This is a genomic window from Trujillonella endophytica, from assembly GCF_900110555.1.
Taxonomy (GTDB): domain Bacteria; phylum Actinomycetota; class Actinomycetes; order Mycobacteriales; family Geodermatophilaceae; genus Trujillonella; species Trujillonella endophytica.
Window position 1 is genome coordinate 11,509 of the sequence record NZ_FOEE01000019.1, and the last position, 21,957, is coordinate 33,465.

The window sequence follows — 21,957 nt, forward strand, 5'->3', positions numbered from 1 at the left end:
GAGGGCCGCCCGATCGGAGTGAACGCATGAGCTTGGGCGAGGAGGTCTACGCGCAGCTGGACCGGCAGCTCACGCCGATCGACGCGCTGCGGCTGGCCCGGTACCCGGGTGAGTGGCCGGAGCGGCAGCCCGTGCACACCTGCTACGTCCCGGCCGACGCCGTCGTCCCTGGGCTGGCGCGGCAGTGGGGGGCGGCGGCCCTCGCGGCCCTCGACGAGCACGGGCTGCCCGACCTCGGGGTGGACCCGGCGCTGCTGGAGCAGGTGCTGCCGCGCGTCCGGGCCAAGCTGGCGACCGAGCCGATCGAGGACCTCCGGGTCGACGCCGAGGACGGCTACCGCGGCGCGGCGGACCACGAGGACGGCGACGTGCAGCGGGCGGGAGCGGCGGTGGCCGCCGATCGCGCGGCCGGGGTCGCCCCGCCGTCGGTCGGGGTGCGCGCCAAGTCCCTGGAGGCGCCGACCCGCCGGCGTGGCGTCCGCTCGCTCGACCTCTTCCTCGGCGCGCTCGGGCCCGGTCGCGCCGTCGTCACACTGCCCAAGGTCACCGACGTCGAGCAGGTGCGGGCGTTCCTGCCGGTCCTGGACGCGCTGCAGGCCGCGTACGGGGTGAGCCTGGACCTGGAGCTGCAGGTCGAGACGCCGCAGGCGGTCCTCGGCCCCGACGGCACCGCCGCGCTGGCCCGCATGGTGCACATCGCCGGGCCCCGCCTGATCGGGCTGCACTACGGCACCTACGACTACAGCGCGGCCCTCGGCATCTCCGCGGAGCACCAGGCCTCGGACCACCCGGCCGCCGACTTCGCCAAGCAGGTCATGCAGGTGGCGGTCGCCGGCACCGGCGCCCACCCGGTGGACGGCTCCACGAACGTGCTCCCGGTCGGCCCCGTCGAGCACGTCCACGCGGCCTGGCAGCTGCACGCCCGGTTGGTGCGCCGGGCCCTGGAGCGCGGCTTCTACCAGGGCTGGGACCTGCACCCGGCCCAGCTGGTCACCCGCTACACCGCGACCTACGCCTTCTTCCGCGCCGCGCTGCCGGCCGCCGCGGCCCGGCTGGCCGCGTACCTGGACCGGGTGGACGGCGGCGTGCTCGACGAGCCGGCCACCGCCCGCGCCCTGGCCGGGGTGGTGCTGCGCGGCCTGGACTGCGGCGCGCTCGACCCCGACGAGGTGGCGCGGGCGACGGGCCGCCCGGTCGCCGACCTCGCCGCCGTGGGGGGACGCCGCGCTCAGGCGGGAGCGTCCGCGAGCACGCCGCGGTAGAACGCCCGGGCCCGCTCGACGACGTCCAGCAGGTCGCCCAGCTGGGCCTCCCGACGGGCGGGGTCGAACCGGCCCTCGGCCTCGGCGAGCGCCGCGAGACCGTCCAGCGCGGCCAGGCACCACCGCGCCGAGGCGGCCCGGGCCACCCGGCGGCCCGCCACCTCGACGTGGACGGGGGAGGTCGAGGCGAAGACCGGGGCGCCGAGCGTGTGCGGGTCGTCCCCGCCGTACGCGGCAGCGGTCAGCCAGGTCGCGGCGGAGACCGGGACCTCGACCGCCAGCCGCGTGCCGTCGGTGGCGGCGAGCTCGCCGTCCGGACCGTGCAGGACGAACCGGTCCACCCCCGACCCCGCCACCGTGGCCGCCACGCGCAGCACGTCGCCGGGGCGCCGGTCCAGCACCGCCCCCGGCCCCGCGCCGTCCACCGTGAGGGTGACCCAGGGGCCGTTGGTCACCACGGTCCGCCCGGCCGCCACCGCGTCGCGGAAGGACGCGACGGTGAGGGGCGCCCCGTCCAGTCGGGCGTACACCCGTCCCCACCCCGGCGGGTTGGACGCGACGCCCGGCCCGTGGGCGAAGGAGAGGAAGACGTCGGTGCCCGCGGTCGCCGCCGGCCGCAGCCCACAGTTGAGCAGGTGGTGCCACAGGACGACGGCGCCGCGGTCGTCGGCGCAGGAGACGACCTCGAGCGCGCCGACCAGGCCCAGCGCGGCATCGGCGACGAGCTCGCGGGCCTCCACCGAGCGGTAGGGGCCGTAGAGGGCGGCGACGTCGTCCAGCGGGGAGAACGAGGGGTGGGCGTAGGTCGGCAGTCCGCCGCGCTCGCGCAGGTCGGCGCAGGCGGCGGCGTTCGGCGGCCAGTCCCAGGGCTGCCCGGTGCCCTCGTGCCCGGTGTGCAGGACGTCGGGCACGGAGCGGTGACCCAGCGCGTGCAGGTGCCCGAGCAGGTCGTTGCGGAACTCGAGGCCGGCCACGCCCACGTGGTCGCCGGACCACAGCGGCTCGCCGGCGGTGCCCTCCAGCAGCTCCCGGTCGTAGACCAGCGCACCGCCCAGGTTGCCCGCGGCCAGCTGCACCAGGTCCAGGCCCTCGCCGGCCTGCATCCGGGCCGCGTCCGCCGGATCGAGCACGTGGTCGCCGGAGTAGTTCAGGTGCACGTGCAGGTCGCCGGAGCGCCAGCCGTCGGCCCCGGGGTCGAACCGCCGGACCGGCGACCAGCGGACCTCCTCGTGCCCGCCGGGCGCCACCACGACGTCGACGGTGACGCGCTCGTACTCCAGGCCGCGGCACACGACGACGTGCACCGGCCCCGCCGGCACCTCGATCGTCTCGTCGGCGCCATGCCAGTACGGCCGGTCGAGCGCGTCCCACTTGGCCGGGCGGCCCGCCGGCCCCCACGGGCCGCCCGTGGGGTCGGTGACCGACCACCGCGCGCACTCGGGCGCCACCAGCCGCAGGGAGCCCGGGGTCGCCAGGTGCACGGGGAGGAGCCCCAGCTCGGAGCCCCCGGTGGCGACGGCGACGCCCGGTGCCGCGGGGTCGACGTCGACCGTGCGCAGGCCGACGCCCCCGGCCGGGACGGGCACGCCCACGCCGTCCACCGTCACCTCGAGATCGCGGTCGGCGGCGGACAGCACCAGGACGTCGACGGGTACCGGCCGGCCGGCGATCCCCGGCCGCGACGGGCCGGTCCGCGCCGTCGCCGTCCCGTCCGCGGCCACCGTGACCACTGCCAGGCCGGCGGGGAGCTCCCGCCCGGCGACGGCGCTGCGGACCGCCGCTGCCCAGTCCCCGGTGGAGGCGTACTCGGTGATCGAGGGGCCGAGCAGGCCGAAGCGGGCCCAGCGGAACAGGTCCGGCGGCTCCTCCTCGCCCCAGCCCCACCCCTGGTCGGCCCGCAGCCGCCGGTAGTGGGCCAGCATCTCGATGACCGCCGGCGGCAGGTCCAGGACCTCGTCGTGCGCGCAGCACATGCGCCCGACCCTGGCACCGATCGCCGTCCGGAACGAGGGGTTTCCCGTGACCTGATCGTGACGTGCGGGCCGCGGTCGGGCACACTGCTGCGTCGCAGGGGGAACTCGCCGGTACCGGGATCGGGCCGGCGCACCGTCGTCGTCCGGACGAGGAGGGCCCGTGTCCGCGCTTCCCACGCTTCCCGCGCTGCCGGCCGCCACCGCCGCCGAGCTCGAGTTCGACCGGCAGGTGCACGCGCTGGTGGCCACGGGCCTTCCTCCGCTGCTGGGCCTGGCCGAGGAGTGCTTCCGCGCCTGCTGCGAGCCGCTGCGCGACGTGCTCCCCACCGAGCCCGTCGGTGGCCGGGTCCCGTTCGTGGTCGTCGTCCCGGACGTGCCGGTGCTCGACGTCCTGGCCACCGTGCAGACCGCGGGCGGCGGCGGGTTCTGCACGATGGAGCCCGGCGACCTCGCGGGCTTCCGCCCGCTGCCCGAGCTCGGCGTACCGCCGGTGCCCTACCTGCTCCTGGACGTCGACACCGGCGCGGACACGCTGAACGTGCGGCCGCGCGACGTGGCGCCCCGGCTGGCGGCCGCCGGCCGCACGCCGCTGACCGTCGCCGAGGGGCTGGCCCTGCTGGTGTCCGACCCGGGCGTGCTCCGCTCGCGCGGCTGCTACTCCCTGCTCGGCTCGCGCGCGGGGGACAAGCGGGTGCCCGCGCTGTGGGTCAGCGGCCGCCGCCCGCGGCTGGGCTGGTGCTACGAGGGAGCGCCGCACACCTGGCTGGGCACGGCCTCCTGCGCGGCCCGGGGCACCGGGGGACCGGCCGCCCCGGAACCCCGCGGGTGACCGCCGGGCGGTCGGGCGGGTCGGGCCGGGGTCGACCTAGTATCCGTGCGTGATGCCCCGGTGACGCACGACTCGCTCCACCGGAGTCCCTTCGCGGGCGGTGGTGACCTCGGGGCCGCGATGGCGGAGCGCGACTGGTCCGACACCCCGCTGGGAGCGCCCGGCACGTGGCCCGCGTCGCTGCGCAACACGGTGCGGATCGTGCTCACGTCCCGCTTCTCGATGTGGGCGGCCTGGGGCCCGGAGCTGACCGCCTTCTACAACGACGCCTACCGCCGCGACACCCTGCAGGCCAAGCACCCGTGGGCGCTGGGGCGGCCGGCGCACGAGATGTGGGCCGAGATCTGGCACGACATCGGCCCGCGGATCGCCTCGGTGCTCGAGACCGGCGTGGCGACCTGGGACGAGGACCTGCTGCTGTTCCTCGAGCGCAGCGGCTATCCCGAGGAGACGTACCACACCTTCTCCTACAGCCCCCTCGACGACGACGAGGGCGTCACCGCCGGGATGCTCTGCGTCGTCACCGAGACCACGGACGGCGTGGTCGGTGAGCGCCGCATGGCGACGCTGCGCGACCTGGCCGCGGCGCTCGCCCCCGCCCGCACCCGGGAGGCGGTCCTCGAGGCGGCCGGGGAGCAGCTCGCGCGCAACCTCGCCGATCTGCCGTTCAGCGCCGTCTACCTCTACGACGACGACGGCACCGCCCGCGCCCGGGCCACCGCCGGCATCGATCCGGACCGGGGGATCCTCCCGTCGGTCATCGGCCCGGACGACCCCCGCCGGGCGCGGCTGAGCAGCGACCTGCGGGCGGGCACACCCGTCGTGATCGAGGGCCTGGCGCAGCGGTTCCCCGACCTGCCCACCGGGGCCTGGCAGCGGGCGCCCGACAACGGCGTCGTCGTCCCCCTCACCTCGTCGGGTCAGGGCCCCTCCGACCTGGCCGGGTTCCTCGCCGTGGGGCTGAACCCGCACCGCCCCTACGACGAGGGCTACCGGGGCTTCGTCGACCTGGTCGCCCACCAGATCTCCTCCGCGCTGCTCAACGCCGACAGCTACGAGGCCGAGCGGGAGCGCGCGGAGGCCCTGGCCGAGCTGGACCGGGCGAAGACCGACTTCTTCAGCAACGTCAGCCACGAGTTCCGCACCCCCCTGACGCTGATCATGGGCCCGGTCGCCGAGCTGCGGGCCGCCGAGGACCTGACCACGCCCCGGGTCCGCGAGGAGCTCGAGGTCATCGAGCGCAACGCCCTGCGGCTGGGCAAGCTCGTGAACACCCTGCTCGACTTCTCGCGGCTGCAGGCCGGCCGCATCGAGGCCCGGTTCGAGCCCGTCGACCTGGCGGCCGCCACCGCCGAGCTGGCCAGCGTGTTCCGCTCCGCCGTCGGCCGGGCCGGGCTGACCTACGACGTCGACTGCGCGGCCCTGCCCGAGCCGGTGCACGTGGACCGGGACATGTGGGAGAAGGTCGTCCTCAACCTGCTGTCCAACGCGCTGAAGTACACCTTCGACGGGGGCATCACCGTCCGCCTGCGCGGCGGCCCCGAGGGCGCGGTGCTCACGGTCGCCGACACCGGCACCGGGATCCCGGCCACCGAGCTGCCCCGCCTCTTCGAGCGGTTCACCCGCATCGCCGGCGCCCGCTCCCGGTCGGGCGAGGGCAGCGGCATCGGGCTGGCGATGGTCAAGGAGCTCGTCGGCCTGCACGGCGGCACGGTGACGGCCGACAGCGCGCCCGACGTCGGCACCACCTTCACCGTCACGCTGCCCTACGGGACGGCGCACCTGCCGGAGGACCGGCTCGCCCCCCTCACTCCCGATGCGCCCGCCGTCTCCGGCGCGGCCACGCCGTTCGTCGCCGAGGCGCTGCGCTGGCTGCCCGCGGTCGATCCCGCCGCCGGCCCCGGCGACGCGGCCGGGACGCCGGAGGAGCCGGCGCAGAGCGGGCCGGTCGGGCGCGTGCTCGTGGCCGACGACAACGCCGACATGCGCGACTACCTGGTGCGGCTGCTGGCCCCCCGGTACGCCGTCACCGCGGTCGCCGACGGCGCGGAGGCCCTCGCGGCGGCCCGCGCCGCGCCGCCCGACCTGCTGGTCAGCGACGTGATGATGCCGCGGCTGGACGGGATGGGCCTGCTCGCCGCCCTCCGCGGCGACCCGCGCACCTCGCGCGTGCCCGTGCTCCTGCTGTCGGCGCGGGCGGGGGAGGAGGCCGCCGTCGAGGGGCTGGCCGCCGGCGCCGACGACTACCTGGTCAAGCCGTTCGCAGCGCAGGAGCTGCAGGCCCGGGTCGGCGCGCACGTGCACCTGGGCCGGGCCCGCCGCGCGGCGGAGGAGCGGTTCACCGCCATCGCCGACCTGGCGCCCGCGCTCATCTGGGTGTCCGACCGCGACGGCCGGCGGGTGCTGGTCAACGCCGGCTGGACCGCCTTCTCCGGGCGGGACAGCGGCGCCGAGCTGGGCGACGGCTGGCTGGAGGGCGTGCACCCCGACGACCGCGAGCGCTACCGGCAGGTCGTCGCCGAGGCCGCCGCGGACGAGCGGGGCTGGGAGGTCGAGTTCCGGCTGCGCCGGGCCGACGGCGCCCACGTGTGGATGCTGGAGCGGGCGGTGCCGATCGGCCTCGGCCCGGACGCCGCCGGCCACGTCGGCACCTGCACCGACATCAGCGCGCGGCACCGGGAGACCGAGCGGCTGGCGCTGTTCGCCGAGGCGGCCTCCGTCCTGGACCGGGAGCGGACGGTGGAGTCCCAGCTCGGCGCCCTGGCCCGCCTGCTGGTCGACCGCCGGGTCGCCGATTTCTGCACGGTGCGCCTGGTCGAGCCCGACGGCGGGTTGCGGTTCGTCGGCATCGCCGGTCTCGACGCCCGGGCCGAGGCGGCCCTCGCGGCCCTCGATCCGGGCACCGGCATCGGCGCGGAGGCGCTGGCCACGGGCCGGACCGTCCGCGTCGCCCGGGTGCCGCGGATCCCCGGCGACCTCGCCATCGGGTCGGGCCTGGCCGTGCCCCTGTCGGTGGGCGGCCGGGTGCTGGCCGTGCTGGCGCTGGGCCGGCGGGAGGACTCGCTGCCCTACGACGACGACGACCGCGTGCTCGTCGAGGAGCTCGCCGCCCGGGCCGCGCTGGCGGTCGACAACGTCGTGCTGCTCGCCGAGGAGCGCGCCACCGCCCGGCGCCTGGCGGTGCTCCAGCGGGTGACCGCGGAGTTCTCGGCGGCGACCACCCCGGCGCAGGTGGCCGAGCTCGCCGCCCGCACGCTGCGGGAGCTCGCCGTCGACGCGGGCCAGATCGCCGTGCACGAGCTGGACCCGGCCGCCCGCCGCCTCACCTCCCTGGCCGTGCACGGCGGGCTCGGCGACGACGACCGCCAGGCGTGGACCGTCGTGCCGCTGTCCACGCCGGTGGCCTTCACGACCGCCGTCCTGGACAACCGGGCCATCTGGCTGGAGGAGGTGGCCGACCGGATCGACCAGCGGACCGGCCTCACCCCCGGGCAGGCCCGCAGCCTCGCCACCTCACCCGTCCGGGCCGCCGCGGCGCTGCCCCTGGCGGCCGGGGGCCGCGTGTTCGGGGTGCTCAGCGTGGGGTTCGCGCGGCCACGGCGCTTCCCCCGCGCCGAGCGCGACCTGCTCCTGGCGGTGGCCGAGCAGTGCGCCCAGGCGCTCGACCGCGCCCGCCTCTACCGCGCCGAGTCCGACATCGCGACGACGCTGCAGCGCAGCCTGCTGCCGACGGAGCTGCCGCAGCTGGCCGGGCTCGCGCTGGCCGCCCAGTACCTCCCCGGCGCGGTCGGCAGCTCGGCCGGTGGCGACTGGTACGACGTCGTGGAGCTCGACGACGGCCGGGTCGCCATCGCCGTCGGGGACGTCGTCGGGCAGGGCCCCTCGGCCGCGGCCGTCATGGGGCAGCTGCGCAGCGCCCTGTCCGCGGCCCTGCTGCAGGGATGCCCCCCGGCGGCGGCACTCGAGCTGCTCGACCGGTTCGCCTCACGGCTGCCCGGGGCGCTGGCCTCCAGCGCCGCGTGCCTCGTGGTCGACCGTGCCGCCGGCCGGGTCCGCTGGGCCCGCGCCGGCCATCCCCCGCCGCTGCTGGTCACCGGCGAGGGCGTCACGCTGCTGGACGGCGCCGGGTCGGGCTCGGTGCTCGGCGTCCCCGGCCGCGCGGCCTACACCGAGGGCTCGGTCTCCGTCGCGCCCGGCACGACGCTGGTGCTCTACACCGACGGGCTGGTCGAGCGCCGGAGCGAGACCCTCGACGCCGGTCTGGCGCGGATCACCGCCGCCGCCCGCCGGCATGCTGCGGCCGATCCCGAACGGCTGGTCCAGCACCTGCTCGCCGACGTGCTGCCCGACGACGAGCGGTCCGACGACGTCGCCGTCATCGCCGTGCGCGTCGTACCTCCGCCGCTGCACGAGCGGCTGCCCGCCGACCCGGTGCAGCTGGCCCGGGTGCGGCGCGCGGTCGGGGCCTGGACGGCGGCCGTGGGCCTGCCCCCGGACACGGTCGACGACCTGCAGCTGGCGCTCGGCGAGGCCCTGGCCAACGCCGTCGAGCACGCCTATCCCGGCCCCGGGCACGAGGGGGAGTGCGAGTACTCCCTGGAGCGCGAGCCCGACGGGTCGGTCCGCGCCGGCGTCCGCGACAGCGGCACGTGGCGGCCCGCGCCGGCCGACCGGGGGTTCCGCGGCCGGGGCATCGAGCTGATCGGTGCCCTGGCCACCGACGTCTCGATCGGGCCGGCTCCCGGGCGGGGCACGGAGGTGCGGTTCCGCGTCGTGCCGCAGCCGGGCCCGGATCCGGCGCCGGCGACCGCCGTCGGGGCCGAGGCCGCGGTCGCGGCGGGCGAGGCCGCGCTGACCGTGCGGCCCGGACCCGCGGGGCCGCTGCTGGTGCTCTCCGGCGAGCTCGACATCGCCGGGGTGAACCGGTTGCGGCCCGAGGTGCTGGCCGCCGTGGCCGGGCCGGCGGAGGAGACGGTGCTGGACCTGCAGGCCGTGGGCTACCTGGCCAGCGCGGGGGTGGGGCTGGTGCTGGAGGCGGCCACGACCGCGCGGCAGGCGGGGAGCCGACCCCGGGTGCGGATCGTCCCGGGGAGCGCGCCGGACCGGGTGCTGCGGTTGTCGGGCCTCCCCGACGACCTGCTGGAGGACGGCGACTGACGGCGGACCCCCTCGGACGGGTGGCTCCGGGCGGGTCCGGTTTCGCCGTGCATCGCATCGGGCAGAGACCGGGTGAGACCTGCTGGCGGCTGGGCCAGAAGGATGCCGCACAATGCTCTCCGGCCGGCCGGTCGATCCGGCCCTGCAGGCGTCGAGGACCGGGTGAACCGAACAGCTGCCGACGGTGGGGCGCACGCGCCCCGGTCCGCGCACGCCTGGCCGGCGGCCGATGCGGGGCACGGTCACGCCGCCCTCCTCTACGCAGACCCCGCCGGGATGCTCGCGGCCACCACCCCGTTCCTCCAGGCCGGCCTGGACGCCGGTGACCTGACCGTCCTGGCGCTGCGTCCCGAGATGGCGGAGCTGGTCGGCGGGGCCCTGGGCGAGCGCGTCGGCGCCGTGGAGTCCGACGTGCGGCTGTGCCTGCTCGGCGCCCGCGCCCCCGACGCCTTCACCGCGGTCCGCCGGGCGGTCGAGCGGTCCGCGGCCACCGGCAACGGGCGGCTGCGGGTGGTCGGCGAGCCGGGTCTGGGCCGCCCCGATGTCGACGCCCGCGAGGCGGTCCGGTTCGAGGCGGCGGTCAACTCCGTCCTCGCCGGCGCCCCCGTGTGGGCGTTGTGCCTCTACGACCGCCAGCTCCTCGACGAGACGCAGGTGGCGCAGGTGGTGGCCACCCACCCCCAGCTGGCCGTCGGTGACGCGCTGCTGGACAACCCGCGGTTCCGCGAGCCGGCCTCGGTGATCCGGTCGCTGCCGGTGCCCCGCGATCCGCTCGAGAGGACCCCGCCGGTGCTCGCGGTCGACGGGGCCACCGTGCTGGCCGAGCTCCGCAGCAGGCTCCGGGTGGCCCTCGTGGCGGCCGTCGCCGACCGGGCGCTGCACGAGGACCTGCTCCTGGCCGTCAGCGAGGTGGCCGCGAACGCCTTCCGGCACGGCAGCCCGCCGGTGTCGGCCCGCCTCTGGGGCGACGGTCGCAGGCTGGTCTGCACCATCACCGACTCCGGGCGCGGTTTCGACGACCCCCTGGCCGGTTTCCGGCCCGCCCACGGCGAGGACCTCGGCCGCGGCGGCATGGGGCTGTGGCTGGCCCGCAAGCTCTGGGACTCCGTCGACCTGATCGACGGCGGCCGCGGGCTCACCGTCCGGATGTCCACGACCCTGGGCTGAGCGCCGCGCCGCGCCGTCCGCCGGCCTGCTTGACCCGGCGACCCCGCGCTGTTCAGCTGGCCGGGTGATCGTGGTGACGGCGGCCGGTGGCCAGACGGGCACCGCCGTCGTCGCGGCGCTGCGGGCGCGGGGCCTGCCGGTCCGCGCGGTCGTCGGGCACCGCGGGCCCCGCCCCGAGCTGGCCGCGCTCGGCGCCGAGGTCGTGACGGCGGAGCTGACCCAGCCCGTGGCATGGTCCGGCGTCCTCGCCGGAGCCGACGCCCTCTACCTGATCTGGCCCAACTTCGACCCGGACGAGGCCGAGGGAGCGGCCGCCCTGTTCGCCGAGGCCCGGCGGGCCGGGGTGGGCCGGGTGGTCTACCACTCGGTGCTGCGTCCGCAGGCCCGCGGCATGCCGCACCACGCGGCCAAGGACCGCGCCGAGCAGGCGCTGGACACCGCCGGCCTGGCCTGGCGGGTGCTCCAGCCGTGCGCCTACGCGCAGAACCTCGACGAGGAGGTGCGGCGGGCCGCCGACACCGGGGTGCTGCGCAGCTTCTGGGGCGTGCGGACGGCGCAGTCGCTGGTCGCCCTGTCCGACGTCGCCGAGGCCGCCGCCGTGCTGCTCACCGAGGCCGGCCTGGACGGCGGCACGTTCGAGGTGGCCGGGCCCGAGCCGCTGACCGCGCCGCGGGTGGCGGACCTGCTGGGGGAGGCGCTGGGTCGCGAGGTCGTCGCCGACGACGTCGTCCCCGCGGGGGAGGTGCCCGTCTCCTACCGGGCCCGCTGCCGGCGGCTCATGCTCGACCACTACCGCGCGCACGGCTTCGCCGGCAGCCCCCGCGTGGCCACCGCTCTCCTGGGCCGGCCGCCGCGGACCTACGCCGAGCACCTCGCCGACCTGCTGGGCCCGGCCTGACCGGCGGCCGGCCGCTCAGCCGATCGGCGGGACGTCGTCGGCCTGCAGGTCGGGGCGGGTGCGCACGAAGCGCAAGGGGTGCCGGAAGACGCCGGCCTGCAGGGCGGCGTCGGCGCTGACCTCGACGACGACGTCGGGCCGCACCCGGGTCAGCGGCACGCTCAGCCGTCCGCCGCCGAAGCGGCCGGTGCCGATCCGGTCGGGCCACGGGTGGTCGGGGCCGGCGGGCGTCAGGACGGCGGCCAGTTCCTCGGCGGCGGCCGGGGTCAGCGGGCCGGTGCGGCCGACGACGACCAGCTCGCCGTCCCGGTAGCGGGCCGCGACCAGCTGGCTCGGGCGGTCCAGGGAGCCGATCACCCCGCCGGCGAGGACCTCGGTGGTCTCCCACGACTTGACCTTCACCCACTCCCGCCGTCCGGGCGCGTACCGGGTGCCGGCGCCCTTGGCGACCAGCCCCTCGACCCCGGCGGCGCGGAAGTCCGCCGACCACTGCCGGGCCTCGTCGGGATCCGTCGTGACGGGGGAGAGCTGCAGCGGCGGGGCCCAGTGCGCGGCGAGGCGTTCCAGCTCCGCGCGACGGCGGCGCAGCGGACGCCGGCGCAGGTCGGCACCGCCGGCGGCGAGGAGGTCGAAGGCCACGTAGGACGCGGGGGCGGCCGCCACCTGCGCCGCGATCCGGCCGGGCGCGGTGACCATGCGCCGCTGCAGGAGGCCGAAGTCCAGCCGGTCGTCGTGCCAGACGACGACCTCGCCGTCGACGACGGTTCCGGCCGGCAGCTGCGCGAGTGCGGCGGCGGCGATGTCGGGAAAGCGGTCGGTGAGGTCCCGTCCCTGCTTGGACCACAGCCGGGTGCTGCGCGCGGTGCGGACGACGACCAGCCGGTAGCCGTCCCACTTGGGCTCGTACAGGCACCCGCCCGGGAGCGCGGAGGGCGCCGGGAGGCTGCGGGTGGGCTTGGCCAGCTGCACCGCGACGGGACCGGCCAGCTCCGGCGGCAGGTCCGGAGGGTGGGCGGGGAATGCCCCAGCGGTCAGCGGCACGACGTCCAGCCTGGGGGCTGCGGGCAGCCGCCGCAGCGCCGCGGCGGGCCGGCTCACCCGTTCGGTGGAGCGCCGTCCAGGAGCAGGAGGGAGTACGCCGACAGGGACGGGGCGTCGGTGAAGCGGCCCGCGCGGATCATCGCCCGGAGCTCGTCCTCGGGCACCCACGCCGACCGCATGTCGGCCTCGCTCTCCTCGCGGGCGGTCGGGCCCGGCGTGAGGTCGGTGGCCAGCCAGACGTCGAACTCCTGCGTCGACAGCCCCGATGCGAGGTCGAGGTGGCCGAGGTGGCGCAGCTCGCCCGCACGCAGGCCCGTCTCCTCCGCGAGCTCCGCGCGGGCCAGCTCCTCCGGCGTCCCGTCGGCAGCCGAGCCCCACGTGCCCTGCGGGAACTCCCAGGCCCGGCGGCCCACCGGGTAGCGGTACTGCTCGACCAGCCAGAAGCCGTTCCGTTCGCGGGGCAGGACGAGGGCGAAGTGCGGCTTCTCGACGACGCCGTAGACGCCGGTGCTGCCGTCCTCGCGCTCGACGGTGTCCTCGCGGACCCGGATCCACGCGTTGCGGTACACCTCGCGGCTGCTCGTCGCCCTCATGCTCCTGCCCTCATGGACCGACCCTCTCAGAGCGCGGACCATGGGACGTGATGACCGAGCGGAAGCCGACCGGCGTCTCGTTCGAGACGTGGGTGGAACGGCAGATCAGGCAGGCGCAGGAGCGCGGGGCGTTCACCGGCCTGCCGGGCGCGGGCGAGCCCCTGCGGATCGACCCCGAGAAGACCGCCTACGACTGGGCGCTGGACAAGGCCCGCCGCGAGGGCGTGGAGACGGCGGAGATGCTGCCGCCCGGCCTGCGGCTGCGCCGGGAGCGCGACGAGCTGCCTCAGCGGGCGGCGCGGCTGGCGAGCGAGGCCGCCGTCCGGGCGCTGGCCGAGGACTACGACGACCGGGTGCAGGCGTTCTGGCGCCGGCCGCAGGAGAGCCGCTGGGCGCCGGTCCCCGGCCTGGCCGACGTCGAGGCGCTCGTCGAGGGCTGGCGGCGCGACCGGCCGCCGCCCCCGCCACCGCAGCCGGCGCCGGAGCCGCCCGCGGCGCGCCGCCGGTGGTGGCACCGGCGGCGCGCCTGACGGCTCTCACGCGGCGGCCGGCACGCGGTCCAGGAAGCCGAGGACGGTGGTGATCCGCCCCTCGTCGTCGACGACCGCGGCGTCGAAGCCGGTGATCGGCGGCTCCGCGCCCTCGGGGCCGAGGTGCCACGTGAAACGCAGCTGGTGGTGGTGGGCGTCCACCGGCCCGGCGAGCCGGAACACGAACCCGGGGAACTGCTGCTGGACGGCGGCGATGGTCGCGTCGATCGCGTCGTGGCCCCGGACGTCCACCAGCGGGTCGGTGTAGCGGGCGGCGTCGGCGAAGACTTCCTCGACGGCGGCCCGGCGGGCGGCCGGGTCGGTGGTGTTCCAGGCCGCGAGGTAGCGCTCGGCGTGGATGGCGGTGGCGGTCATGGGGTGCTCCTCGGTCGTGGTCATGGCGACGACCGTGGCGGCCGCAGGGACGGGCGTCGATTACCTCCGGGGTAGGCGACGGCGCGACGACCCGTCGCTAGCGTCGCCGCCGTGACCACCACCGCCGTCCGCCCGCCCGTCGGGGGGCTGCTGCGCGACTGGCGGCAGCGCCGCCGGCTCTCCCAGCTGGAGCTCGCGACCGAGGCGGGCGTCTCGGCCCGGCACCTGAGCTTCGTCGAGACCGGCCGCGCCCGGCCCAGCCGCGACATGGTGCTGCACCTGGCCGAGCAGCTGGAGGTGCCGCTGCGGGAGCGCAACGAGCTGCTGCTGGCCGCCGGGTTCGCCCCCGCCTTCGGCCACCGCGGGCTGGACCATCCCGACATGGCGGCGGTCACCCGCGCCCTGGACCTGGTGCTGCGGGCCTACGAGCCCTATCCGGCGCTGGTCGTCGACCGCGCGTGGGAGCTCGTCATGGCCAACGCGACGGTCGCCCTGCTGACCGAGGGCGCGGCCGCGCACCTGCTGGAGCCGCCGGTGAACGTGCTGAGACTGAGCCTGCACCCCGATGGCCTGGCCCCGCGGATCGCGAACCTGCCGCAGTGGCGCGGGCACGTGCTGCACCGACTCGGCCGGGAGGCGCACCTGACCGGCGACCCCGGGCTGGCCGCGCTGCACCGGGAGCTGGCCGCGCTGCCCGGTGCGGTGGACCGGTCGACCCCGGACGGCATCGTCGTCCCGCTGCGGCTGCGCACCGACGACGGCGTGCTCTCGTTCGTCAGCACCGTGACCACCTTCGGCACCGCCGTCGACGTGACCGCCGCCGAGCTCAGCGTCGAGGCGTTCCTGCCCGGCGACGCCGCGACCGCCGGAGCCCTGCGCCGGGCCGCGGGCTAACCGGGCTCCTCGGCCTGCGCCTCCTCGCGCTCCTTCGCCTCGAGCTCCCGCGTGGCCATGCCGCCGTGCCCGCCCTCGTCGTGCTGGCCCGGGCGGAGGTTGTTGCCCTCGGTCTCCTCGCGCGGTTCGCTCATGCGCCCAGCGTGCGCCCCGCCGGGCGGCGCGGCCACGCGACGGGCCGGAGCCCCCGGTGTCGTCGTGCTCTGCGTACCCGGGGAGGCACAGCACAGTGATTGCCTGTGCTCTGCGTACTCGGGGAGGCAGAGCACGAGCGGGCGGGACCGCGTGGCGCCGCCCGCGGGCGGCCGGCGGCGGTGCGGAGCCGCCCGGCTACAGAACGTCGAACTCGTTGAACGCCGCCCCGCCGGACAGCCGGGCGTAGCCGGGACCGCGGTCGAAGAACGGCTCGTCGCCGGTCCGGGCGGCCCGCATCGACGCCCGGAGCGCCTCGGTGGCCTCGAGGTCCGCCGCGCCGTCGTTCCCCACGACCACCCCGTAGTCCGCCCGCGCCCCCGCGACCGACACCTTCCGCCAGGCGACGTCGCGCAGGACCTCCTCGATCGGCCGGGCGAGCGGATCGCCCCAGCCACCGCCGCCCGTGGTGCGGATCCGCACCACCGTGCCGGCCGGCAGCGGTTCGGCGTCGGCGAGGGCGTCGACCTCGCGCTCGTCCGGTCCGCCGGGATCGACGGTGATGGAGAACGGCCGGCCCGCCCGGCCCCCGGCGACGCCCCAGCAGGCGAGGATCGAGCGGTCGGCGATCGACATGAAGTGCGCGTCGCGCAGCACCCGGATGTGCTTCTCGTAGCCGCAGCCCCCGCGGTGGCGCCCCGGCCCGCCCGAGTCCACGGCCAGGCCCAGCCGCTCCACCCGCAGCGGGAACCGCGACTCGGTGAACTCCGTCGGCAGGTTCCGGGAGTCGGGGACGACGTGGATCGTGTCCTCGCCGTCGGCGTAGTACCGCCCGCCGGAGCCGCCGCCGAGCACCTCGCGCATGAGGTAGGGCTCGCCGGCGGCGTCGGTGCCGTAGACGCCGGTGTAGCGGATCGTCTCCTGGTCGGCCGGCATGCGCCCGCCGGTGGCCTTGGCCAGCACCCCGGCCAGCACGCCGAGCAGCCGGAGGATGACGAACGTCCGCGCGTTGGTCGGCGCCGGGAAGACCGGCGTCAGCAGGGTGCCCTTCTCCGGGAAGCGCATCTCGATCAGCGGGACGACGCCCTCGTTGACGTCCAGCTGTGCCATCCGTTCCGGCGTGGCCGCCAGGTTGCGCAGGATCGGCGCCAGCCACTTCTTCAGGAAGTTGCCGTCGGCGTAGTCCCCGCAGTGGTTGATCGGCCCCTTGGCCTGCGGGCCGGTGCCGGTGAAGTCGATGACCAGCGGCACCTCGGCCGTGCCGTCCATGGTGAGCGTGATCCGCTGCCGGTGGAGCTTCGGCTCGTCGACGCCGTCGTGCTCGGCGTAGTCCTCCCAGACGTAGGTGCCGTCGGGGATCTGCGAGAGCACCTCCCGCCGGTACACCTCGGTCGAGCTGGTCAGGATCGCCTCGAAGCACTCCTCGACGGCCGCCACCCCGTAGCGGTCGAACAGCTCGCCGAGCCGCCGGGCGCCGGCCAGGCAGGCCGAGCACTCGGCGTCCAGGTCGGCGGCGAGGGAGTCCGGCATCCGCGAGTTCCGCGTCATGATCGTCAGCGCCGCCTCGTTGCGCACCCCGCGGTCCCAGAGCTTGATCGGCGGGACCATCAGGCCCTCCTGGAACACGCTCGTGGCGCTCGAGGGCATCGACCCGGGCACCGAGCCGCCGATGTCGTCGTGGTGACCGAAGGCCTGCACGAACGCGACCACCCGGGGTTCCGCCGAATCGGGCGAGGCCGCGAACACCGGCACGGTCACGCACAGGTCGGGCAGGTGCCCGATCCCGCCCTCGGAGAGGTAGACGTCGTTGTGGAAGAAGACGTCGCCCACGTTCATCGTCTCGATCGGGTGGTCGCGCACCACGGGGTGCACCAGCGCCGAGTAGGAGCGGCCGGTGAGCTTGCGCAGCCGCCGGTCGTGGATGCCGGCCCGGAAGTCGTGCGCGTCGCGGATCATCGGCGAGCGCGACGTCCGCCCGATCGCCGTCTCCACCTCCCGCTCGATCGCGGCGAGCGTGCCCGCGACGATCTCCACGAGCACCGGGTCGGCGGTTCCGGTCACGAGGCGTCCTCCCGGGTGAGCAGCAGGTTCCCGTAGGTGTCGACGGTGGCGGCGAACCCCGGGTGCACCGGCACGGTCGCCCCGAACTCCGCGACGACCGCCGGGCCCGCCACCACGTCGCCGGGGGCCAGCCGGGACCGGGCGTAGGTGGGGGTGTCGCGCCACTCGTCGAAGAACACCCGACGCGAGCCCGTGACGGCCCGGTCCGTCCCGCCCGCGGCCGGGGACAGCCGCACCAGGTCCGGACGGCGGATCGGCCCGATCCCGCTCACCCGCAGGTTCACCCACTCGACGGCCTGCCGGGGGTCGGTGGCGAAGTCGTAGCCGTAGAGCTGCCGGTGCGCGGCGTGGAAGGCCTGCGCGACCTCCTCCGCCGCCGCGCCGTCCAGTTCCCCGCCGCCCACCGGCACCCGCACCTCGAACGCCTGGCCGACGTAGCGCAGGTCCGCCGACCGCTGCAGGCGCTGCTCGCCGCGCGCGAAGCCCTCGCCGTCCAGGGCTCGCCGCGCGTCGGCCTCGAGCCCGGCGACCACGGCGCGCACCCGGGCCAGATCCAGCTCGGCGTGCCGCGCGATGGCGGTCCGCACGTGGTCGTTGCGGACGTCGACGGTGAGCAGGCCGAACGCGCTCACGTTGCCGGGGTCGACGGGCACCAGCGTGCGGGGCAGGCCGAGGAGGTCCATCAGCCGGCAGGCGAGCAGCGAGCCGGAGCCGCCGAACGTGGTCAGCGTGAAGTCGCGGACGTCGAGCCCGCGGGCGACGGTGACCTGCCGCAGCGCGTTGGCCTGGTTCCACGCGGAGATCTCGAGGATGCCGGTGGCGGTCCGCTCCAGCGAGAGGCCGAGCTCCGCACCGAGCCGCTCGAGCCCGGCGCGGGCGGCCGGGACCGACAGCGGGATCTCGCCGCCGAGCAGGTGCGGCGGGATCCGCCCGAGGACGACGTGCGCGTCGGTCACGGTCGGCCGGTCGCCGCCGTCGGGGTAGCAGATCGGGCCGGGGTCGGCGCCGGCCGACTGCGGCCCCACCTTGAGCGCGCCCTCCGGCGACAGCCAGGCGATCGACCCGCCCCCGGCGCCCACGGTGACGACGTCGATCATCGGGATCTTGCTCGGGTAGGCGCCGACGGAGCCCTCGGTGGTCAGCGTCGGCTCGCCGTCGACGACGACGGCGACGTCGGTCGAGGTGCCGCCGCCGTCGCAGGTCAGCACCCGGTCGAAGCCGGCGGCGCCCGCGACGAGGGCCGCGCCGAGCGCCCCGGCCGCCGGGCCCGAGAGCATCGTGGTGATCGGCTGGTGCACGACCTCCTCGGCCGACAGCACCCCGCCGTTGCTCTTCATCACGTAGAACGGCACGCCCGGCGCGATGCCCTCGAGCCGCTCGCGGATCGCCGAGACGTACGCGCCGACCCGGGGCTTCACCGCGGCGTCCACCAGCGTCGTCACCGACCGCTCGTACTCCCGGTACTCGCGCAGCACCTGCGAGCTGATCGACACGACGGCGCCGGGGAGCTCCTCGCGCAGCACCTCCAGCATCGCGCGCTCGTGGGCGTCGTCGGCGTAGGAGTGCAGGAAGCAGACGCCCACGGTGGTGATGCCGGCGTCGCGGAAGAAGCGCGCCGCGGCGACCGCGTCGTCCCGGTCGAAGGGCCGGACCTCGGCGCCGCCGACGTCCAGGCGGCCGCGCACCGTGCGCACCAGGTCGGCCGGCACGATCCGCGGCGGCTTGACCCAGAAGTAGCTGTTGCCGTAGCCGTCGGGGACCGACTGGCGGGCGATCTCCAGCACCGACTCGTAGCCCTCGGTGGTGACGAACCCGATCCGGTCCAGCCGCCCCTCCAGCAGCTGGTTGGTCGCGACCGTCGTCCCGTGGCTGACCGCGGTGACCGACTCCCCGGTCAGCCCCAGCAGGCCGAGCACCTTGGAGACCCCGGCGAGGAACCCCTCGGCCGGGTCGGCGGGGGTGGACGGCGTCTTGGTGGTCGCCGTCCGCCCGGTCTCCTCGTCCACGGCGACGACGTCGGTGAAGGTGCCGCCCGTGTCGATGCCGATCCGGATCCGGCGCGCGACGGGCGGGGCGCTCATGGCGGGACCCTAGCCACTCGGGCCGGGGAGCCGCAGCGGCGGAGCGCAGGTCCCGCGAGCGCGGTACTAGCGCGGCGCAAGCGGCGCGCGGACCCTCGTTCTCCGACAGACCCCCTCACGGCCGAGGAGCCCCGATGCCCGCCTCCGTCACCACCGACGCGACGTTCGCCGCCGACGTCCTGCAGAGCCCGCTGCCCGTGCTGGTCGACTTCAGCGCGGACTGGTGCGCGCCCTGCCGGATGCTCGCGCCGACGATCGACCGGCTCGCCGACGACCAGGCCGGCCGGCTGCGGGTGGTGGTCCTCGACGTCGACGCCAACCCCGAGACCCCCCGGCGCTACGGGGTCATGGGGATGCCCACGATGGGCCTGTTCGTCGGCGGTGAGCTGGTCGAGACCCTGGTCGGCGGCCGCCCGGGCTGGGCGATCATGGAGGCGTTGGCCCCGCACCTGCCCGTCTCGGCCTGAGGCCCGCCACCCGACTCAGGCGTGCTCGACGGCCTTGAGCCGGACACCGCGCAAGGCCGCCAGCCGCTCGGCCTGCTCCTCGACCGCCGCGCGCTGCGCCGCGGTCCACCGCGCCCACGCCTCGACGCCGACGGTCAGCGAGTTCCCGGCCTTGCGCGGCCGCCACGTGCCCGCGAGCGCGCCGCCCGACAGGACCGCGCCGGGGCGCCCCAGCACCGGCCAGAGCGCCTTCCGGTGCGCCGGATCGGGCGCCAGCAGCTCGCGGTCGCGGGCCTGCAGGAACAGGTCGAAGGGTCCGAGCAGGCGGGTGGCCCCGGGTGGGCCGGCGGGCAGGCCGTCGGCGTCCAGGGTCCACCGCCGCTCGCCGTCCACGTCGACCTCGACGGCGTCGCCCGGCCAGTGGGCCCGGACCTCCTTCACCGGCGCGTCGAGGTAGCCGGCGACGTGCTGCGGCGTCGCCGGGCCGAGCAGCCGCAGGTAGGCCCGGACGACGTCGAACCGCTCGGGAACGCTGTCGGCCGGGACGAGGCCGGGCACGGGCCGGAGCACCGGCGGCGAGGTCCCCGGCTCCAGCTCCAGGCCGGCCCGCAGGGCGGCGAGCCGGAACGGCTGCTCGTAGGCGTGGATCGCGTCGCAGGGGCGGCAGTAGCGCAGGTACGGCTCCGCCAGCGTCTCGCTCAGCCGGCCGGACATCTCGCCCTTGACCACCGGCCCGGTCGCGATGGAGCGCATGGCGGCGGCGACGGTGTCCAGCGCCGTCAGCACCGGGATGCCCGCGGCCTTCAGCGGCTTCGCGGCGTCGTAGATCCGCTTGGCCGCGTCGGCCTCGGAGAACGGCGCGGTCGCCGCCGCCACCGCGGGCAGGTCGCCCCGGCGGTAGAGGTGCGGGGCGCCGCGGATCGTCCAGACGGTGGCCAGGTCCTCCGGCGCCGGGGTCAGGCCGCGCAGGGCGAGGGCCCACCGGCCGCCGTCGGGCCCGGTGTCCTGGACCCCGATGTCCAGGACGGCGGTGTCGGCGATCGTGCCGGCGTCGCGGTCCAGTTGCTGCGCCCGCGCCCGGGCGCCCAGGACCTGGCCGGCGGTCGCGGAGAGCGTCATGGCGCCGACCGTAGGACCGATCGGTGTCAGGCTGTGACCGCGATGGGCCCGGACACCGACTGATCCACCGGCGCGAGGGCGGCGGCGGGCCCGGGTCGGCCGAAGAGCCAGCCCTGGCCGGCGTCGACGCCCAGCGCGAGCAGGGCGGCGGCGTCCTCGGCGGTCTCGATGCCCTCGGCGACGAGCGAGGCGCCGCAGCCGTGCCCGAAGGTGACCAGCGAGCCCACGAGCGTCCGCAGCACCGGATCGGTGGCCACCCCGGCGACGATGCTGCGGTCGAGCTTCAGCACGTCGGGCGCGGTGAGCACGATGTGCCGCAGCGAGGAGAAGCCCGCGCCGACGTCGTCCACGGCCAGCCGCAGGCCGGCGGCGCGGAACGGCAGCAGCGCGGCGGTCAGCGCGTCGTAGTCCTCGACCGGGTCGTGCTCGGAGAGCTCGAGCAGGACGCGGTGCAGGGGCAGCGTGGTCAGCAGCCGCGCGAAGGGCGCGGTCATCAGCGTGGCGGGGGAGACGTTCATCGCGACGTACCCGGCGACGGAGTCCAGGTGGGCCGCGGCGCCGGCCAGCGCGAGCAGCTCCAGCTCGTGCCCGCGCCCGACGCTGTGCGCCTCGGCGAACACGACGTCGGGGGCGCGGCCCCAGTCGGCGGGGAAGCGGCTGAGCGCCTCGGCGCCGACGCGGACGCCGGTGGCGAGGTCGACCACCGGCTGCAGGACGACGGTCGGCCCGCCACCGGCGACGACCGGGTCGAGGCGGCCGTCGATCTCGTCGCGCCGCTCCTGGTCGCGCACCCCGGGCTCGACGATCACGGCCGCCGCCCCGGCGAGGACCTCCATGAGCGCCCGGTCCCGCTCGCCGAGCTCGGCGTCGGAGGTGAACCCGAAGGCGCAGAAGGTGCCGTACAGGCGGCCGTCGCCCAGCCGGACGGGCGCCGACACGTAGCTGCGGATGCGCGGGATGCGCGCCGAGGGCAGGGACATGGCCAGGGCGTCGCGCCGCACGTCGGGGATCACCGCGGGCAGCCGGCCGTCGAGGATGGCCTGGCAGAACGACGTCTCCTGCACGACGCGGGCGCCCTCGTGCACGAGCACCGACGCCGGCGCCGAGGCCTCCACGACCTCGAGGTGCTGCGTGGTCCCGTCCAACCGGCTGAGGAAGGCGACGCTCATGCCCAGCGACCGCCGGGCCGTCCTCAGCAGATCGGCGATCTGCTGGTCTGCGGCGGACCGCTGTCGGCGCACGGAGAGCCCCTTTCCGAGAGATGTGCAGCCTCCATCGGCATGAGTGGCGCACAACTGGATCCCTCCACCCCGATCGGGCGAGCCGGGCCGCGCCGCGCCGGGACCCAGCGCCGCGTGCCGGCCGGGCGCCTGTCACAGTCGAAGTTGTCCGGGACAAC

Annotated in this window: 17 protein-coding genes; 8 read left to right on the plus strand and 9 right to left on the minus strand. The window is 76.7% G+C overall.

All coding sequences use genetic code 11. The features are described 5' to 3' along the window. The first annotated feature begins 26 nt into the window (after positions 1–26). The gene (locus BMY88_RS21235) at positions 27–1,262 is read left to right on the plus strand and encodes a DUF6986 family protein (protein ID WP_091948670.1); all 1,236 of its coding nucleotides are present in this window, start codon (positions 27–29) and stop codon (positions 1,260–1,262) included. On the opposite strand, the gene BMY88_RS21240 is transcribed toward BMY88_RS21235, so the two are convergent. Then, entirely contained in the window at positions 1,229–3,235 is a 2,007-nt protein-coding gene (locus tag BMY88_RS21240) for a CehA/McbA family metallohydrolase (protein ID WP_091948674.1), read from the minus strand. The two genes, BMY88_RS21235 and BMY88_RS21240, sit on opposite strands and share 34 nt — an antisense overlap. Positions 3,236–3,395: 160 nt before the next feature. On the opposite strand from BMY88_RS21240, the gene BMY88_RS21245 reads away from it, so the two are divergent. The 4 genes from BMY88_RS21245 (at position 3,396) to BMY88_RS21260 (ending at position 11,286) form a co-directional block, all read left to right on the plus strand. Then, positions 3,396–4,064 (plus strand): DUF5701 family protein, encoded by a 669-nt coding sequence (locus BMY88_RS21245; protein ID WP_091948677.1) that lies wholly within the window; start codon positions 3,396–3,398, stop codon positions 4,062–4,064. Between the two features lie 60 nt (positions 4,065–4,124). Continuing rightward, positions 4,125–9,221 (plus strand): SpoIIE family protein phosphatase, encoded by a 5,097-nt coding sequence (locus tag BMY88_RS21250; RefSeq protein WP_091948680.1) that lies wholly within the window; start codon positions 4,125–4,127, stop codon positions 9,219–9,221. A gap of 162 nt (positions 9,222–9,383) precedes the next feature. Further along, positions 9,384–10,388 (plus strand): sensor histidine kinase, encoded by a 1,005-nt coding sequence (locus BMY88_RS21255; RefSeq protein WP_170861225.1) that lies wholly within the window; start codon positions 9,384–9,386, stop codon positions 10,386–10,388. A gap of 64 nt (positions 10,389–10,452) precedes the next feature. Next, positions 10,453–11,286 (plus strand): SDR family oxidoreductase, encoded by an 834-nt coding sequence (locus BMY88_RS21260; RefSeq protein ID WP_091948686.1) that lies wholly within the window; start codon positions 10,453–10,455, stop codon positions 11,284–11,286. Between the two features lie 15 nt (positions 11,287–11,301). On the opposite strand, the gene BMY88_RS21265 is transcribed toward BMY88_RS21260, so the two are convergent. Continuing rightward, positions 11,302–12,384, minus strand: a complete 1,083-nt coding sequence (locus BMY88_RS21265) for an ATP-dependent DNA ligase (RefSeq protein WP_244524834.1) — start codon at positions 12,382–12,384, stop codon at positions 11,302–11,304. After that, the gene (locus BMY88_RS21270) at positions 12,381–12,920 is read right to left on the minus strand and encodes an NUDIX domain-containing protein (protein WP_091948689.1); all 540 of its coding nucleotides are present in this window, start codon (positions 12,918–12,920) and stop codon (positions 12,381–12,383) included. Before BMY88_RS21270 ends, BMY88_RS21265 begins: the two co-directional genes overlap by 4 nt. A gap of 50 nt (positions 12,921–12,970) precedes the next feature. On the opposite strand from BMY88_RS21270, the gene BMY88_RS21275 reads away from it, so the two are divergent. Then, positions 12,971–13,450 carry a DnaJ family domain-containing protein gene (locus BMY88_RS21275; protein ID WP_139220545.1) on the plus strand — a complete coding sequence of 160 codons (480 nt, stop codon included), beginning with the start codon at positions 12,971–12,973 and terminating at the stop codon, positions 13,448–13,450. Positions 13,451–13,456: 6 nt separating this feature from the next. Here BMY88_RS21275 and BMY88_RS21280 read toward each other — a convergent pair whose 3' ends face one another. Beyond that, positions 13,457–13,849, minus strand: coding sequence for a nuclear transport factor 2 family protein (locus tag BMY88_RS21280; RefSeq protein ID WP_244524835.1), 393 nt, complete (start codon positions 13,847–13,849; stop codon positions 13,457–13,459). Between the two features lie 87 nt (positions 13,850–13,936). On the opposite strand from BMY88_RS21280, the gene BMY88_RS21285 reads away from it, so the two are divergent. Next, positions 13,937–14,719, plus strand: a complete 783-nt coding sequence (locus tag BMY88_RS21285; protein WP_091948693.1) for a helix-turn-helix domain-containing protein — start codon at positions 13,937–13,939, stop codon at positions 14,717–14,719. Here BMY88_RS21285 and BMY88_RS23990 read toward each other — a convergent pair. The 3 genes from BMY88_RS23990 to BMY88_RS21295 all read right to left on the minus strand — a co-directional run bounded on the left by BMY88_RS23990 (position 14,716) and on the right by BMY88_RS21295 (position 18,993). After that, positions 14,716–14,853: a hypothetical protein gene (locus BMY88_RS23990; protein ID WP_170861226.1), complete on the minus strand. Its 138-nt coding sequence runs from the start codon at positions 14,851–14,853 to the stop codon at positions 14,716–14,718. The genes BMY88_RS21285 and BMY88_RS23990 overlap by 4 nt on opposite strands. 196 nt (positions 14,854–15,049) lie before the next feature. Then, the gene (locus BMY88_RS21290; protein WP_091948696.1) at positions 15,050–16,912 is read right to left on the minus strand and encodes a hydantoinase B/oxoprolinase family protein; all 1,863 of its coding nucleotides are present in this window, start codon (positions 16,910–16,912) and stop codon (positions 15,050–15,052) included. After that, positions 16,909–18,993 (minus strand): hydantoinase/oxoprolinase family protein, encoded by a 2,085-nt coding sequence (locus BMY88_RS21295; RefSeq protein WP_091948699.1) that lies wholly within the window; start codon positions 18,991–18,993, stop codon positions 16,909–16,911. The genes BMY88_RS21290 and BMY88_RS21295 overlap by 4 nt, the downstream gene beginning before the upstream one ends. Positions 18,994–19,127: 134 nt before the next feature. Here BMY88_RS21295 and BMY88_RS21300 point away from each other — a divergent pair, with 134 nt between their 5' ends. Then, positions 19,128–19,460, plus strand: a complete 333-nt coding sequence (locus tag BMY88_RS21300) for a thioredoxin family protein (protein WP_091948702.1) — start codon at positions 19,128–19,130, stop codon at positions 19,458–19,460. A 15-nt stretch (positions 19,461–19,475) separates the two neighbouring features. Here the strand turns inward: BMY88_RS21300 and BMY88_RS21305 are convergent, their stop codons facing one another. Together BMY88_RS21305 and BMY88_RS21310 are read right to left on the minus strand one after the other, a co-directional pair. Next, the gene (locus BMY88_RS21305) at positions 19,476–20,558 is read right to left on the minus strand and encodes a winged helix DNA-binding domain-containing protein (RefSeq protein WP_091948705.1); all 1,083 of its coding nucleotides are present in this window, start codon (positions 20,556–20,558) and stop codon (positions 19,476–19,478) included. Positions 20,559–20,584: 26 nt separating this feature from the next. Further along, positions 20,585–21,799 (minus strand): sensor domain-containing phosphodiesterase, encoded by a 1,215-nt coding sequence (locus tag BMY88_RS21310; RefSeq protein WP_091948708.1) that lies wholly within the window; start codon positions 21,797–21,799, stop codon positions 20,585–20,587. Positions 21,800–21,957: the final 158 nt, after the last annotated feature.